The sequence below is a fragment of the Rhodococcus coprophilus NBRC 100603 genome (assembly GCF_001895045.1).
Lineage (GTDB): Bacteria > Actinomycetota > Actinomycetes > Mycobacteriales > Mycobacteriaceae > Rhodococcus > Rhodococcus coprophilus.
In genome coordinates, this window is sequence record NZ_BDAM01000011.1 from 209,095 (window position 1) to 222,783 (window position 13,689).

Consider the following 13,689-nt stretch of genomic DNA (forward strand, 5'->3'; position numbering starts at 1 on the left):
CCATGACAATCTCCAAGGGCCGCGGAGATCTCGTCCTTCTCCGGGGTCGCAAGGTGCTGCGCGCACCCTTGAACGTGCTCGATCGCGCCGGTGAGCAGATGTCTTTCTATGCGCGCGCCGTCGCGTGGACTCCGCGAACCCTCACCCACTACCGCAAAGAAGTACTCCGGCTGCTCGCCGAGGTCACTTTCGGCAGCGGAGCCCTCGCGGTCATCGGCGGCACCATCGGAGTGATCGCCATGATGTCGGGTTTCACCGGCGTCGTGGTCGGTCTCCAGGGATTCGCGGCGCTCGAGCAGCTCGGTTCGTCGGTGCTCACAGGCTTCCTGTCCGCATACGTCAACACCCGAGAACTCGCTCCGGTGGTCGCGGCGCTCGCGTTGTCGGCGACGGTCGGGTGTGGCTTCACCGCGCAACTCGGGGCGATGCGCATCAGTGAAGAGATCGATGCGCTCGAAGTGATGGCCGTGCCCTCGGTGCCGTTCCTGGTGACCTCGCGCATGATCGCGGGTTTCGTCGCGGTCATCCCGCTCTACATCATCGGGTTGCTCGCGGCGTATCTCGCGACACGGGTGATCAGCACGCTGTTCAACGGCCAGTCCGCCGGCTCGTACGACCACTATTTCTATCTCTTCCTCCCACCCGAAGACGTGCTCTACTCGTTTGCGAAAGTGCTGATCTTCGCCTTCGTGTTGATCTTGATCCACTGCTACTACGGGTTCCATGCCAGCGGCGGCCCGGCCGGCGTCGGGGTGGCGGTGGGCCGCGCGGTCCGTACCGCGATCGTCACCATCGCGGTGCTCGACTTCTTTCTCAGCCTCGCGATCTGGGGCACGACGACGACGGTGAGGATTGCCGGATGAGCGAGCCCACATCGGTGCTGCGCCGACGCGTCCTCGGGCTGGTGTTCTTTCTCGTCGTCGGACTGTTCCTGTACTTCACGATCGCCGTCTACAACAAGACGTTCACGAAGGTCGTCGAAGTCGACGTCCTCACCGACAGCATCGGAAATGCCCTTCCTCAGAACGCCGACGTGAAGGTTCGCGGCGTGAACGTGGGAGAGGTGCGGGGGACCAGCGCGAAGGACGGCGCGGTCACGGCACATCTGGCACTCGATCCCGCCATGGTCGACAAGATCCCGTCCAATGCCACCGCCCAGCTCCTGCCCAAGACACTGTTCGGCGAGCGATACGTTTCGCTGATCATCCCGGACGACCCGGCCGATCCCGTGCAGCCCGGCGACGTGCTACGACAGGACACCAGCGCGCGCAGCGCGGAACTGAGCGATGTGCTCGACGGTCTGCTGCCGCTGCTGCAGGCCATCCCCCCGCAGGATCTCGCGAACACCCTCGGCGCCCTCTCTCAAGGTCTGAGCGGTCGCGGCGAAACCCTCGGCCGTACGGTCGAGCAGCTCGAGCAGGTGTTCCGCGAAGTCAATGTCGAGCTGCCCACGCTGCAGGAAGATCTGCGAGGTCTCGCCGACTTCTCGCAGACCTACGCGGACGCGGCTCCGGACCTCGTCGATGCGCTCGACAACTTCCGCACCACCGGTGGGACTGTCGTCGAGCAGCAGAACCAGATCCGGACGCTCCTCGCCAGCGCCACCGGCGCCTCGTCGGTGACCGCAGATTTCGTCGAGACGAATGCGAACTCGATCATCAGCCTGTCGGCCGACTCGAAGGAGGCGCTGCAACTGCTCGCCCGATACTCGCCGTCGTTCCCGTGCACCTTCAAGGGTTTCGCCGACGCATTGCCTGCGGCGGCCGGAGTGCTCGCGGTGGACGATCCGTTCCCCGGCGTGCGCGCCAATGTCCAGTTCACCAATCCCAAGGGCCGCTACCTTCCGAACCAGGACGAGCCACGACTGCTCGACGACCGCGGCCCGTCCTGCTACCTCGACGTCGCCGAACCCGGCCGCAAGTTCCCGCAGTACCCCGGCGGTTCGGTCAACGACGGGTCCTACCAGGTTCCCTCGCGTAACCCCGGGCCGGACAGCCTCCCGATCTTCCCGGCGCCCGAGGGTGCCGGAGTGCCGGACGCGGTGAGCGAGATCATCGGCACCTCACCCGACACGACGTCGACCGTGTCGTACGCGGGTTCGGAGGCCGAGCAGGCCACACTCGAGGTGATCTACGGCCAGGCTTCCGGGATGGCACCCGAAGACGTGCCGACCTGGACCACCCGACTGGGTGCGCCGGCGCTGCGCGGAACGGAGGTGAGTATCCAATGAGAGGCCTCGCCGCTCCTTTGATCAAACTCATCGTCTTCGCCCTTGTGACCATCGTTGCGACAGGCGTCCTCGCGGCCACGATCGCCAGTGTCGGCGGTGGTGGCGGTACCAAGTTCCACGCCGTCTTCTCCGACGTGACCTCTCTCAACGAGGGGGACGACGTCCGGATCGCAGGCGTGCGGGTCGGCCAGGTGGACAAGATCGCCGTCGTCAACGACCGCGAAGCCCGCGTCACGTTCTCGCTCGAGCAACGTGACTGGCTCCCCGCCGGAGCGACCGCGACGATCAGGTTCCGGAACCTGGTCGGCCAGCGCTACATCGCGCTCGCGGAGGGGGAATCCCGGCAGGGATCGAAGATGAACGCGGGGGAGACCATCCCTCTCGAACGGACCCGTCCCGCCGTCAACCTCACCACGCTGTTCGACGGGTTCCGTCCGCTCTTCCAGACTCTCAGCGCCGACGACGTGAACAAGCTGTCGTACCAGATCATCCAGGTCTTCCAGGGTGAGGCCGGCACCGTGAGCGACCTCGTGCGCAGCACGGCGAGCCTGACCAACACCATCGCCGACAAGGACCGGGTGATCGGTGCCGTGATCGACAACCTCAACGTCGTCCTCACGACCGTCGACGAGCGCGACCGTCAACTCGATTCGCTGCTGGTCAACACCCAGGCACTGGTCAGCGGCCTCGCCGCAGACCGGGACACGGTGGGTTCGGCGGTGCAGTCGCTCGCGGGCCTGACCGACGCGGTCTCGGACGTCCTGGAGCCGACGCGGCCGTCGATCTCGCAGTCCATCACAGCGCTCGAGCAGCTCTCTTCGACTCTCAACTCGAACCGGGACGACCTCGACAAGGTGCTCGAAACGCTTCCGGTGAAGCTCGACAAACTGACCAGGGTCGCCAGCTACGGTTCGTGGTTCCAGTTCTACCTGTGCGGCATCGACGTTGTGGCCGGCCCCGGATCGGTTCCGTACCTGAACCTGCCGACGGGTCTGCCCACCGTGAACCAGCCCATCTACACGAATGCGGCACAGCGATGCACGCAGGACGGGATGCAGGAGTTGCAGGGACGATGAGCAAACGCCGCAGTCCGGCCGCAGCCGGTGCCCTGGGCATCGTCATAGTTCTGCTGGCCACAGTGTCCGCCTTCTTCCTCGGTTCGTTGCCGATTCTCGGCGCGGGAGTCACCTACGAGGCCGAATTCAGTGAAGCCGCGGGGCTTCGGCCCAGCAACGAAGTACGCATCGCCGGAGTCAAGGTCGGCCAGGTCACCGGCGTCGACCTCGAGGGCGATCGTGTGGTCGTCTCGTTCAAGGTCCAGGACGCCTGGGTCGGAAACGACACCTCGGCCTCGATCCAGATCAAGACGATCCTGGGCCAGAAGTACCTCGCCCTCGATCCGCGAGGCACCGAGGTGCTGCGCGCGGACACCCGGATTCCGCTGGAACGCACGGTCGCGCCGTACGACGTGATCGAGGCGTTCTCGTCCGCCGCCACCACGCTCGGCGAGATCGATTCCGACCAGCTCGCGACGAGCTTCGAGGCGCTGTCCGAGGCGTTCTCCGAGACTCCGGACGACTTCCGGGCGTCGCTCGACGGCGTGAGCCGGCTGTCGGAGACCGTCGCCAGCCGCGACCAGGAGCTGAAGAAGCTGCTCGGCGCGACGAGCAACGTCTCGAAGGTTCTCGCCGACCGCAACGTCGAGTTCAACCGCTTGCTGAGCGACGGCGCGCTGCTCGTCGCCGAGCTCAACAACCGGCAGCAGGCGATCTCCCAGTTGCTCGACGGGACCAAACGGCTCTCCACCGAGTTGTCGGGCCTGGTGCAGGAGAACCAGGAATCGATCGGTCCGGCCCTGCAACAGCTTCGGGGTGTCGTCCAGATCCTGCAGGAGAACAACGACAACCTCGCCCGTGCGATCGAGCTGTACGAACCGTTCGTCCGTGTGTACACCAACGTCGTCGGTAACGGCCGCTGGTTCGACCAGGTCATCGTCAACCTGACCCCGCCGGGTCTGCCCGACATTCCGGGCTATCGCGAGCCCGCCCGCCAGATGGAAGGGGTGAACTGATGGCGCACTCCGAAGACACCGGAACCGGATCGGGTCGCCGCCGCATCGCGATCATCGCCCTCGTCGTGGCAGTGGTGGTCGCGGCCGGTGCCGGCGGATGGTGGTTGTGGACCCGCGCCGGGACGACGAACGTCACCGCGTACTTCGACAACAGTGTCGGCATCTACAAGGGGTCCGGTGTGCGCGTGCTCGGCGTCGAGGTCGGTTCGGTGACCTCTGTCGAACCGCAGGGCGACGTGGTGAAGGTCGGGATCCGTGTCGACCGCGGCATCGACATCCCCGCCGACGTGCGTGCCGTGCAGATCAGTCCCTCCGTCGTCGCCGACCGCTACGTCCAGCTCACGCCCGCCTACTCCGGGGGCGACAAGCTGGAGAACGGCGCGGTGATCGATCGTGACCACACAGCCACTCCCGTCGAAGTCGACCAGCTCTACGCGAGCATCGAGGACCTGTCGCGGGCACTCGGGCCGGAAGGCGCCAACCGCGACGGAGCCCTGACCGAGTTCGTCGAGGTGGGTGCCGACAATCTCGCAGGCAACGGTGCCGCACTGGGACAGAGCATCGATCAACTGTCCGCGGCTGCGCGAACCCTCAACGAGTCGCGCGGCGACCTGTTCGGCACCATCGAAAATCTTCAGGTGTTCGTGAGTGCGCTGGCTGCGAACGACCAGCAGGTTCGCGAGTTCAACACCCAGCTCGCGGAGTTGTCCGGATTCCTCGCCGGTGAACGCGAAAATCTCGGACAGGCGGTGAACCAGCTCTCGGTGACGCTCGGTGAGGTCGCGACTTTCGTGCGGGACAACCAGACGGCGCTGAAGGACAACGTCGATGCCCTCGTTCCGGTGACGACGACGCTGGCGGAACGCCGGGAGTCGCTGGTGAACTCGCTCACCCTGCTGCCGCTGGCGGTGAGCAACCTCGTCAATTCGTACGACGCGGAAGCCGGCGTGCTGGCGTCGCGTCTGGTCCTCACCGACCTGCAGGACCCCGCGGGCGCGGTGTGCAATCTCATCGACGTGGGCCGGCTCGTGCCGGGCGACCCGCGCTTCGAGCAACTCGGCAGGCAGATGCAGCCTCTCATCGACAGGTGCGACATGATCGCGGGACAGGTGACGGCCGCCCAGAAGACGCCGGATCTGATCCTTCCGTTCGGAATCCTCAGCGGGGAGAACATTCAGCGACAGGTGGTTCCGGGCACGGTGCCGGGTGTCGAATCACCCCGGCTCGATCTCGACGGTCAGGGGGGTGGCCGATGAGCGGCACGGTGCGGGTGGCACGCGGAACCGTTCTCGGTGCGGGCGCATGCGTGGTGGCCCTTGCGCTGTCGGGCTGTAGCGGGCTCTCCGGTGTTCCGCTGCCCGGTGGAGCGGATATCGGTAGTTCGCCGATTCGCGTCGGCATCCAGTTCGACGACGTCCTCGACCTGGTCCCACAGTCGACGGTGAAGGTCGACGGCGTTCCGGTGGGACGCGTGGAGTCGATCGGCGTCGCCCCGAACGACGGCTGGACCGCGGACGTGGAGATCGTGCTCGATTCTGCGGTCGACCTGCCCGCCAACTCGATCGCCTCGGTCGAGCAGTCCAGTCTGCTCGGGGAGAAGTTCGTCCAGCTCACCCCGCCCGAGGGTGAGCCCCCGGTGGGCAGGCTCTCCGACGGCGACGTCATTCCGCTCGATCGCACCCGGCACGCCACCGAGATCGAACCCGTCCTCGGCGCACTGTCGCTGTTGCTCAACGGTGGTGGCGTCGGGCAGATCGCGCCGGTGGTCAAAGAACTGTCGAGCGCGTTCGACGGCCGGGAGGGCACGACCCGTAGCTTGCTCGAACAAGCAGAAACCCTGATCACCGGGCTCGACAAGCAACGCAACGACATCACGCGCGCGCTCGACGGACTCGACGCGCTCACCGTGCGGGTCGCCGAACAGAACGACAAGATCGCCGCGGTACTCGACGAGTTGCCCGTGGCCACGGAAGTGCTCGAACAGCAGCGCCCGCAGCTGACCGCACTGCTCGCCCAGCTCGACCGGCTCGGTGTCGCCGGTATCGACGTCCTCGAACAGTCGAAGGAAGACCTCATCGCGGATCTGCTCGCACTTCGTCCGACCCTGCAGCAACTCGCCGCGTCGGGAGACGACCTCGTCGAGGCATTGCCGTTCATTCCGACCGTGCCGTTCCCGGACGGTGTGGAGAAGGTCGCGCTCGGTAGTTCGGTCAACCTGTTCCTCGTCGTGGATCTGCAGATCGGCGATGCGCTCGCTGCGCTCGGCGTCGGGCAGGGCGAGCCGGAGTACCGGCAGCCCCGGTTCGGCAATCCGAAGCCGGTGATCGATCCGTCGAACCCGTACTACAACGGCAACGGCCCCGCCGTCGGCTGGCCCACAGTGTCGTTGGTTCCCCCGCTGCCCCTGCCGACACTGTCCGGGCTTCCGTTGCCGGAGGGGGTGGCGCTGCCGGAAGGCATCCGCATCCCCGGCCTCGGTGAAGCCTCCACAGGCGCCGGGGGCGGTCCCGGTACCGACGGCGCGGCACCCGCGCCCTCGAACCCGCTGGAGGGCTTGTTGAACGGTCTCGGATTCGGGGGTGGACAGTGAGATCACGTCTCGTTCGGTTCCAGCTGGTCGCGTTCGTGGTGATCGCCGTCCTCGGCGTCCTGTACGTGGGTGCTCGTTACGTGCGGCTCGACAACCTGATGGGGTTCGGGCAGTACACGGTCAACGCCCGCTTCCCGGATTCGGGAGGCGTCTTCGAGAACGCCGAGGTGACCTACCTCGGTGTGCCCGTGGGCCGGGTGGGCCCGCTGACCCTCACGGAGGACGGCATCGACGTCGAGCTCCGGCTCGACAACGGCGGACCGTCCATCCCGGCGGCCACCCGCGCCGTCGTGGTGAACCGGTCGGCGATCGGTGAGCAGTACGTCGATCTCCAGCCCACGAGCGCCGACGGTCCGTATCTCGTCGAAGGCTCGGTCGTAGAGGCCACTTCCGACGACCTGCCGACCCCGGTCGAGGAACTGCTCGTGAGCGCGAGCGACCTCGTGAACTCGGTTCCTCTGGAGCCGCTGCGCACGGTGGTCACCGAGCTCGGGGCCGCGCTCGACGGGCGTGGAGGCGACCTCCAACTGCTCGTCGACTCGCTCGCGGGTATCAGCGAGTCGGGCGTGCAGTACCTGCCTCAGACCCTCACCCTGATCCGTGACAGCCAGACTGTGCTCGACACCCAGTCCGAGCAGTCGTCGTCGATCCGGCAGTTCAGTTCCGACCTGGAACTCGTCACGGCGCAGTTGCGGGACAGCGATCCGGACATCCGCCGGCTGATCGACACCGGAACCGATGCGAGCGACCAACTGTCGCAGCTCATTTCCGGTTCGGGGCCCGGCCTCACCGCGAATCTCACCAATCTCGCGGCGCTCGGGGAAACGCTTGCGCCGCAGGCGATCGCGCTGCAACCGATCCTCGCTTTCCTGCCTGCGATCGCGGGCAGCGCGGGTACGGTCGCGCCCGGTGACGGCACGGTCAGGCAGGGCATCGTCCTGGAGACCAACAACCCGCCGTCGTGCACCATCGGGTACGAGGGAACGCAGGAGATCCTCGACAGGATGCGCGCGGAGAATCCGAACTTCGACGACACCCAGCAGGATTTCCCGCTCAACACGAACGCGTCGTGCGAGGTGCCGCAGGGGAGCGTCACCGGCGTGCGCAGCGCCAACCGGATCGTCTTCGCCGATCCGGCGACCATCCAGCCGTGGGACTTCACCCCGAAGAAGGACCCCGATCGTCTCGACCTGAACCCGGTGGCGACGCAACTGGCGCCGTTGCTCGGGGTCACCCCCAAGTGAGCAGTGAGTAGGTTGTTGGAGTGAGTGCATCAGGATCCTCCGTCGTCGCACCCGACGAAGCCACTACGTCCCCGGAGATGCATCGGCACCGGAAGGGCCGTGGCCGGCCGCGCAGGGCTGCTACGGCAATCACCGGACTGCTGGCCGCCGTCACTCTCGGTGCCGCGGTGTGGTTCGGATTCGGCTGGGGTAAGGCCCTGTTCGTGGATCGACCGGTGGCCGATGCGCGCGACGCCGCCCTCTCGGGTGCCTTCCAGGCCGCGATCAATCTCAACAGTGTCGATGCCGAGAACGTCGACGCGTCGATCGAGAACATGCGATCGTCGATCACCGGTGAGGCGCTCGAGAACGATCTGGCGGCGACCGAGCAGCAGATCCGCGATCAGGTCGCCCAGACCGGAACGAGCATGGCGGGTGAAGTGCTGTTCGGAACTCTCACCGAACTCAACACCGACGACGAGGTGGCGAAGGCTCTGGTGGTCCTTGCGGTACGCACCACCACCCCGGAGAACTTCGTGACCAACAAGGTATCGGTGAACGTCTCCCTCCGGGAGGTAGACGGCGTGTGGAGGGCCGAGACGATCGAGCCGCTCGGCTCCGTGCAGATGGAGGCGGGACCCGCTCCGGGTGCTGTGCCTCCGGAAGCCGCTCCCGCTGCGCCCGCGCCTGCCGAGGCGCCGGCCCCGGAAGAACCTCAGGGACCGTGAGACTTGCCCCGCGTGCGGGCGTGAGTCTGCTCGAACCGATGAAGGAGTGTGTGTAGTGCCACCGCAGCGACGGAAGTCCGGACCGGGCGGACCGCCGCGTCGGCGCCCGAAGATCGCAGGGTCGACGCGTGCCCGGTCGTCGGATCCTTCGAACGCCGATCCCGCAGCCGAGACGACTCCAGTCGAGAGCCCTGCCGTCGAGAGCCCTGCCGTCGAGACGTCCGCGGCCGAGACACCCGCATCCGAGACACCCGCCACGGACACTCCTCGGGCGGACACTCCGCGCACGGAGACAACGGCTACGCCCCACGCCGACGACGGCGACGCCGACGACGGTGACCACGGCGACCGCGACCCCGACCAGGCTGCAGCGGTCTCCGCGACGAAGTCCGACGAGACGACGCCCGTCGCGCGCGTCTCTGCCACTGCGTCGCCGGCCGCGCCGGGGCGAGCCGGAACCCGGAGCATGCGCGCGCCCCTGGTGCTCGGTGCGGTTGCCGTGGCACTCGCCGTGGTGGCCGTCGTTGCCGCCTTCCGCCCGGGGACGAGCGTGTCCAACGAGGCATGGGTCGATGCTCCCGCCACGCGTGAGGTCACCGATGCTGCCAAGCAGGCCATCGAAGCCATGCACGGCTACGACTACGAGACGATCGACGAAGATTTCGCGGAGATCCGCAGTCTGCTCACCCCCGAGCGACTCGAGGAATTCGACGCGACGGCGGAGGTGACCAAACAGGCCGCGATCCAGACGCACACCGTGACCGAGGTGAACGTCCTGCACATCGGTGCGTCGGTTCTCGACGAGACGCAGGCGGAGGTCGCCGCGTACATCAACGTGAGCGCGACCGGCGACGGCATCGCCCAGGGCAGCGCCCAGGCGCCTGTGCTCGTGCGGATGGAGAAGGTCGACGGCAAGTGGCTGGTGTCCGAGATCCGGGACAGGTGACCGACGGGACGGGGTCCGCGCAGATTCGCGGATCTTGATCCTCCGCAAGGCTTGACGCAGCGGGCGCGAACGGTCACTCTATCGGTACGCCTGTGCGGTTCGTTCCTTCCCGCGCCGCTTGCCAGGTTTCTTTGAGGCACCCCTGTGGACATCTGCGTTTGCTTGGTGTAGGCTCGTTCTTTGCGCTGGCTGCCTCCTGTCCACTCCTCGATCGTCGAGACGGATTTCGCCCCGAGGGTGAGATCCTCCCGGTTGTTCGGTGAGTATTCAATCGGGTTGCGACCAGCGAAAACGCCCCACATGAAGAAGCAGGTACAGCGGCGGTCGCACCGGTTGGAGCGTCCCGCGTGAGGTGCTGGAAGGACGCATCTTGGCAGTCTCTAGCCAGACCAAGGCAGTAGCCGGAATCCCCGGAGCCCCGAAGAGGGTCTCGTTCGCGAAAATTCGCGAGCCTCTCGAAGTCCCAGGGCTCCTCGACATACAGACGGATTCCTTCGAATGGTTGATCGGCTCCGAGCGCTGGCGCGCGAAGGCTGCCGAACGACAAGACGGCCATCTCGTCGGCGGTCTCGAAGAGATCCTCCACGAACTCTCGCCCATCGAGGACTTCTCGGGCTCGATGTCCCTCTCCTTCTCCGACCCGCGCTTCGACGAGGTCAAGGCCTCCGTCGAGGAGTGCAAGGACAAGGACATGACGTACGCGGCTCCGCTGTTCGTCACCGCGGAGTTCATCAACAACAACACCGGCGAGATCAAGAGCCAGACGGTCTTCATGGGCGATTTCCCGATGATGACCGACAAGGGCACGTTCGTCATCAACGGCACTGAGCGCGTCGTCGTCTCGCAGCTCGTGCGTTCTCCGGGCGTGTACTTCGACAAGTCCGTCGACAAGAGCACCGAGAAGGACCTGCACAGCGTCAAGGTCATCCCCGGTCGCGGCGCCTGGCTCGAATTCGACGTCGACAAGCGCGACACCGTCGGTGTGCGCATCGACCGCAAGCGTCGTCAGCCCGTCACAGTGCTGCTCAAGGCGCTCGGCTGGTCCACCGAGCAGATCGTGGAGCGTTTCGGGTTCTCCGAGATCATGATGTCCACGCTCGAGAAGGACAACACGGCCGGCACCGACGAGGCGCTGCTCGACATCTACCGAAAGCTCCGCCCGGGTGAGCCGCCGACCAAGGAGAGCGCGCAGACCCTGCTGGAAAACCTCTTCTTCAAGGACAAGCGCTACGACCTCGCCCGCGTGGGTCGTTACAAGATCAACAAGAAGCTCGGCCTGAACTCGGGTCAGCCGATCGAGGCGTCCACCCTCACCGAGGAAGACATCGTCGCCACGATCGAGTACCTCGTGCGTCTGCACGCCGGCGAGAACAAGATGACCGTTCCCGGTGGCGTCGAGGTTCCCGTCGAGGTCGACGACATCGACCACTTCGGCAACCGTCGTCTGCGCACCGTGGGTGAGCTCATCCAGAACCAGATCCGCGTCGGCCTGTCCCGCATGGAGCGTGTGGTTCGCGAGCGGATGACCACTCAGGACGTCGAGGCGATCACGCCGCAGTCGCTGATCAACATCCGTCCTGTCGTGGCCGCGATCAAGGAGTTCTTCGGAACCTCCCAGCTGTCGCAGTTCATGGACCAGAACAACCCGCTGTCGGGCCTGACGCACAAGCGTCGTCTGTCCGCGCTCGGCCCGGGTGGTCTGTCGCGTGAGCGCGCCGGCCTCGAGGTCCGCGACGTCCACCCGTCGCACTACGGCCGCATGTGCCCCATCGAGACCCCTGAGGGCCCGAACATCGGCCTGATCGGTTCGCTGTCGGTGTACGCACGGGTCAATCCGTTCGGCTTCATCGAGACCCCGTACCGCAAGGTCGAGGGCGGCGTGGTCACCGACGAGGTCGCCTACCTCACGGCCGACGAAGAGGACCGCTACCTCATCGCGCAGGCGAACTCGCCGATCGCCGCGGACGGAACGTTCGCTGAAGATCGCGTGCTCGTCCGTAAGAAGGGCGCGGAGATCGAGTACGTCTCGGCCGACACCGTCGAGTACATGGACGTCTCGCCTCGCCAGATGGTCTCCGTCGCTACCGCGATGATTCCGTTCCTCGAGCACGACGACGCCAACCGTGCACTCATGGGCGCGAACATGCAGCGTCAGGCTGTCCCGCTCGTGCGCAGCGAGTCTCCGATCGTCGGCACCGGCATGGAACTCCGTGCCGCTGTGGACGCCGGCGACGTCATCGTCACCGAGAAGAGCGGTGTGGTGGAGGAGGTCTCGGCCGACTTCATCACCGTGATGGCCGACGACGGCAACCGCCGGACGTACCGCCTGCGCAAGTTCGATCGCTCCAACCAGGGCACCTGCTCCAACCAGCGTCCGATCGTGGACGAGGGTCAGCGCGTGGAGTCCGGCCAGGTCCTCGCCGACGGCCCCTGCACCCAGAACGGTGAGATGGCGCTCGGCAAGAACCTGCTCGTGGCGATCATGCCGTGGGAAGGCCACAACTACGAGGACGCGATCATCCTGTCGCAGCGCCTCGTGGAGGAGGACGTGCTCACCTCGATCCACATCGAGGAGCACGAGATCGACGCCCGCGACACCAAGCTCGGTGCCGAGGAGATCACCCGGGACATCCCGAACGTCTCCGACGAGGTCCTCGCGGATCTCGACGAGCGCGGCATCGTCCGCATCGGTGCCGAGGTCCGCGACGGCGACATCCTCGTCGGCAAGGTCACGCCGAAGGGCGAGACCGAGCTGACCCCCGAGGAGCGCCTGCTCCGCGCGATCTTCGGTGAGAAGGCGCGCGAGGTTCGCGACACGTCGCTCAAGGTTCCGCACGGTGAGACCGGCAAGGTCATCGGCGTCCGCGTGTTCTCGCGCGAGGACGACGACGATCTGCCCCCCGGTGTCAACGAGCTCGTCCGCGTGTACGTGGCACAGAAGCGCAAGATTCAGGACGGCGACAAGCTCGCCGGCCGCCACGGCAACAAGGGCGTCATCGGCAAGATCCTTCCGCAGGAAGACATGCCTTTCCTGTCGGACGGCACGCCGGTCGACATCATCCTCAACACGCACGGTGTTCCGCGTCGTATGAACATCGGCCAGATCCTCGAGACGCATCTCGGCTGGATCGGCAAGGCGGGCTGGAACATCCAGATCGCCGACGACGGCAGCCGCCCCGAGTGGGCAGAGAACCTCGCCGAGGAGATGGTGTCGGCAGATCCCGACACCAACATCGCCACCCCGGTGTTCGACGGTGCCCGTGAAGAGGAACTGACCGGTCTGCTCTCGTCGACGCTGCCCAACCGTGACGGCGAAGTCATGGTCGGGCCCGACGGCAAGGCGACCTTGTTCGACGGACGTTCCGGCGAGCCGTTCCCGTACCCCGTGTCGGTCGGCTACATGTACATCATCAAGCTGCACCACTTGGTCGACGACAAGATCCACGCTCGTTCGACCGGTCCGTACTCGATGATCACCCAGCAGCCGCTCGGCGGTAAGGCCCAGTTCGGTGGCCAGCGCTTCGGTGAGATGGAGTGCTGGGCCATGCAGGCCTACGGTGCCGCGTACACGCTCCAGGAACTCCTCACCATCAAGTCCGACGACGTCGTGGGCCGCGTGAAGGTCTACGAGGCGATCGTCAAGGGCGAGAACATCCCGGAGCCGGGTATCCCGGAGTCCTTCAAGGTGCTCCTCAAGGAACTCCAGTCGCTGTGCCTGAACGTCGAGGTGCTCTCCAGCGACGGCGCGGCCATCACGATGGCCGACGGCGACGACGAGGATCTCGAACGGGCTGCCGCCAACCTGGGCATCAACCTTTCCCGCAACGAGTCGGCCACCGTCGACGACCTCGCGAACTAGGAGCCGAGCCGATGCGGTACGCCACCGAGTAGAACCGGGACG

The 13,689-nt window shown here is 66.2% G+C and carries 10 protein-coding genes; all 10 read left to right on the forward strand.

Translation table 11 applies throughout. From position 1 onward, the window contains the following. Window positions 1–2 precede the first annotated feature (2 nt). The 10 genes from RDCOP1_RS19610 (at window position 3) to rpoB (ending at window position 13,647) form a co-directional block, all read left to right on the forward strand. Entirely contained in the window at window positions 3–863 is an 861-nt protein-coding gene (locus RDCOP1_RS19610; protein WP_072704438.1) for an MlaE family ABC transporter permease, read from the forward strand. Further along, window positions 860–2,230 (forward strand): MCE family protein, encoded by a 1,371-nt coding sequence (locus tag RDCOP1_RS19615; RefSeq protein ID WP_072704441.1) that lies wholly within the window; start codon window positions 860–862, stop codon window positions 2,228–2,230. The genes RDCOP1_RS19610 and RDCOP1_RS19615 overlap by 4 nt, the downstream gene beginning before the upstream one ends. Next, on the forward strand, window positions 2,227–3,306 hold the full coding sequence (locus tag RDCOP1_RS19620; protein ID WP_072704444.1) for an MCE family protein: 1,080 nt from the start codon (window positions 2,227–2,229) through the stop codon (window positions 3,304–3,306). Before RDCOP1_RS19615 ends, RDCOP1_RS19620 begins: the two co-directional genes overlap by 4 nt. Further along, window positions 3,303–4,301 carry an MCE family protein gene (locus RDCOP1_RS19625; protein ID WP_072704447.1) on the forward strand — a complete coding sequence of 333 codons (999 nt, stop codon included), beginning with the start codon at window positions 3,303–3,305 and terminating at the stop codon, window positions 4,299–4,301. The genes RDCOP1_RS19620 and RDCOP1_RS19625 overlap by 4 nt, the downstream gene beginning before the upstream one ends. Then, window positions 4,301–5,557 (forward strand): MCE family protein, encoded by a 1,257-nt coding sequence (locus RDCOP1_RS19630; RefSeq protein WP_072704449.1) that lies wholly within the window; start codon window positions 4,301–4,303, stop codon window positions 5,555–5,557. The genes RDCOP1_RS19625 and RDCOP1_RS19630 overlap by 1 nt, the downstream gene beginning before the upstream one ends. Further along, the gene (locus tag RDCOP1_RS19635) at window positions 5,554–6,891 is read left to right on the forward strand and encodes an MCE family protein (RefSeq protein WP_084722719.1); all 1,338 of its coding nucleotides are present in this window, start codon (window positions 5,554–5,556) and stop codon (window positions 6,889–6,891) included. The genes RDCOP1_RS19630 and RDCOP1_RS19635 overlap by 4 nt, the downstream gene beginning before the upstream one ends. Next, window positions 6,888–8,135, forward strand: a complete 1,248-nt coding sequence (locus RDCOP1_RS19640; RefSeq protein WP_072704452.1) for an MlaD family protein — start codon at window positions 6,888–6,890, stop codon at window positions 8,133–8,135. The genes RDCOP1_RS19635 and RDCOP1_RS19640 overlap by 4 nt, the downstream gene beginning before the upstream one ends. A gap of 77 nt (window positions 8,136–8,212) precedes the next feature. Beyond that, on the forward strand, window positions 8,213–8,842 hold the full coding sequence (locus RDCOP1_RS19645) for a hypothetical protein (protein ID WP_072704456.1): 630 nt from the start codon (window positions 8,213–8,215) through the stop codon (window positions 8,840–8,842). Between the two features lie 55 nt (window positions 8,843–8,897). Beyond that, window positions 8,898–9,788, forward strand: a complete 891-nt coding sequence (locus RDCOP1_RS19650; protein ID WP_072704459.1) for a Tim44 domain-containing protein — start codon at window positions 8,898–8,900, stop codon at window positions 9,786–9,788. Between the two features lie 352 nt (window positions 9,789–10,140). Continuing rightward, window positions 10,141–13,647: a DNA-directed RNA polymerase subunit beta gene (rpoB, locus tag RDCOP1_RS19655; RefSeq protein WP_072704462.1), complete on the forward strand. Its 3,507-nt coding sequence runs from the start codon at window positions 10,141–10,143 to the stop codon at window positions 13,645–13,647. Window positions 13,648–13,689: the final 42 nt, after the last annotated feature.

Excerpts from the sequence above, each read along its gene's own strand:
- RDCOP1_RS19615 (WP_072704441.1), top strand. The coding sequence starts at position 860 with ATGAGCGAGCCCACATCGGTGCTGCGCCGACGCGTCCTCGGGCTGGTG.
- RDCOP1_RS19630 (WP_072704449.1), top strand. The coding sequence starts at position 4,301 with ATGGCGCACTCCGAAGACACCGGAACCGGATCGGGTCGCCGCCGCATC.
- RDCOP1_RS19610 (WP_072704438.1), top strand. The coding sequence starts at position 3 with ATGACAATCTCCAAGGGCCGCGGAGATCTCGTCCTTCTCCGGGGTCGC.
- RDCOP1_RS19635 (WP_084722719.1), top strand. The coding sequence starts at position 5,554 with ATGAGCGGCACGGTGCGGGTGGCACGCGGAACCGTTCTCGGTGCGGGC.
- RDCOP1_RS19645 (WP_072704456.1), top strand. The coding sequence starts at position 8,213 with ATGCATCGGCACCGGAAGGGCCGTGGCCGGCCGCGCAGGGCTGCTACG.
- RDCOP1_RS19620 (WP_072704444.1), top strand. The coding sequence starts at position 2,227 with ATGAGAGGCCTCGCCGCTCCTTTGATCAAACTCATCGTCTTCGCCCTT.
- RDCOP1_RS19625 (WP_072704447.1), top strand. The coding sequence starts at position 3,303 with ATGAGCAAACGCCGCAGTCCGGCCGCAGCCGGTGCCCTGGGCATCGTC.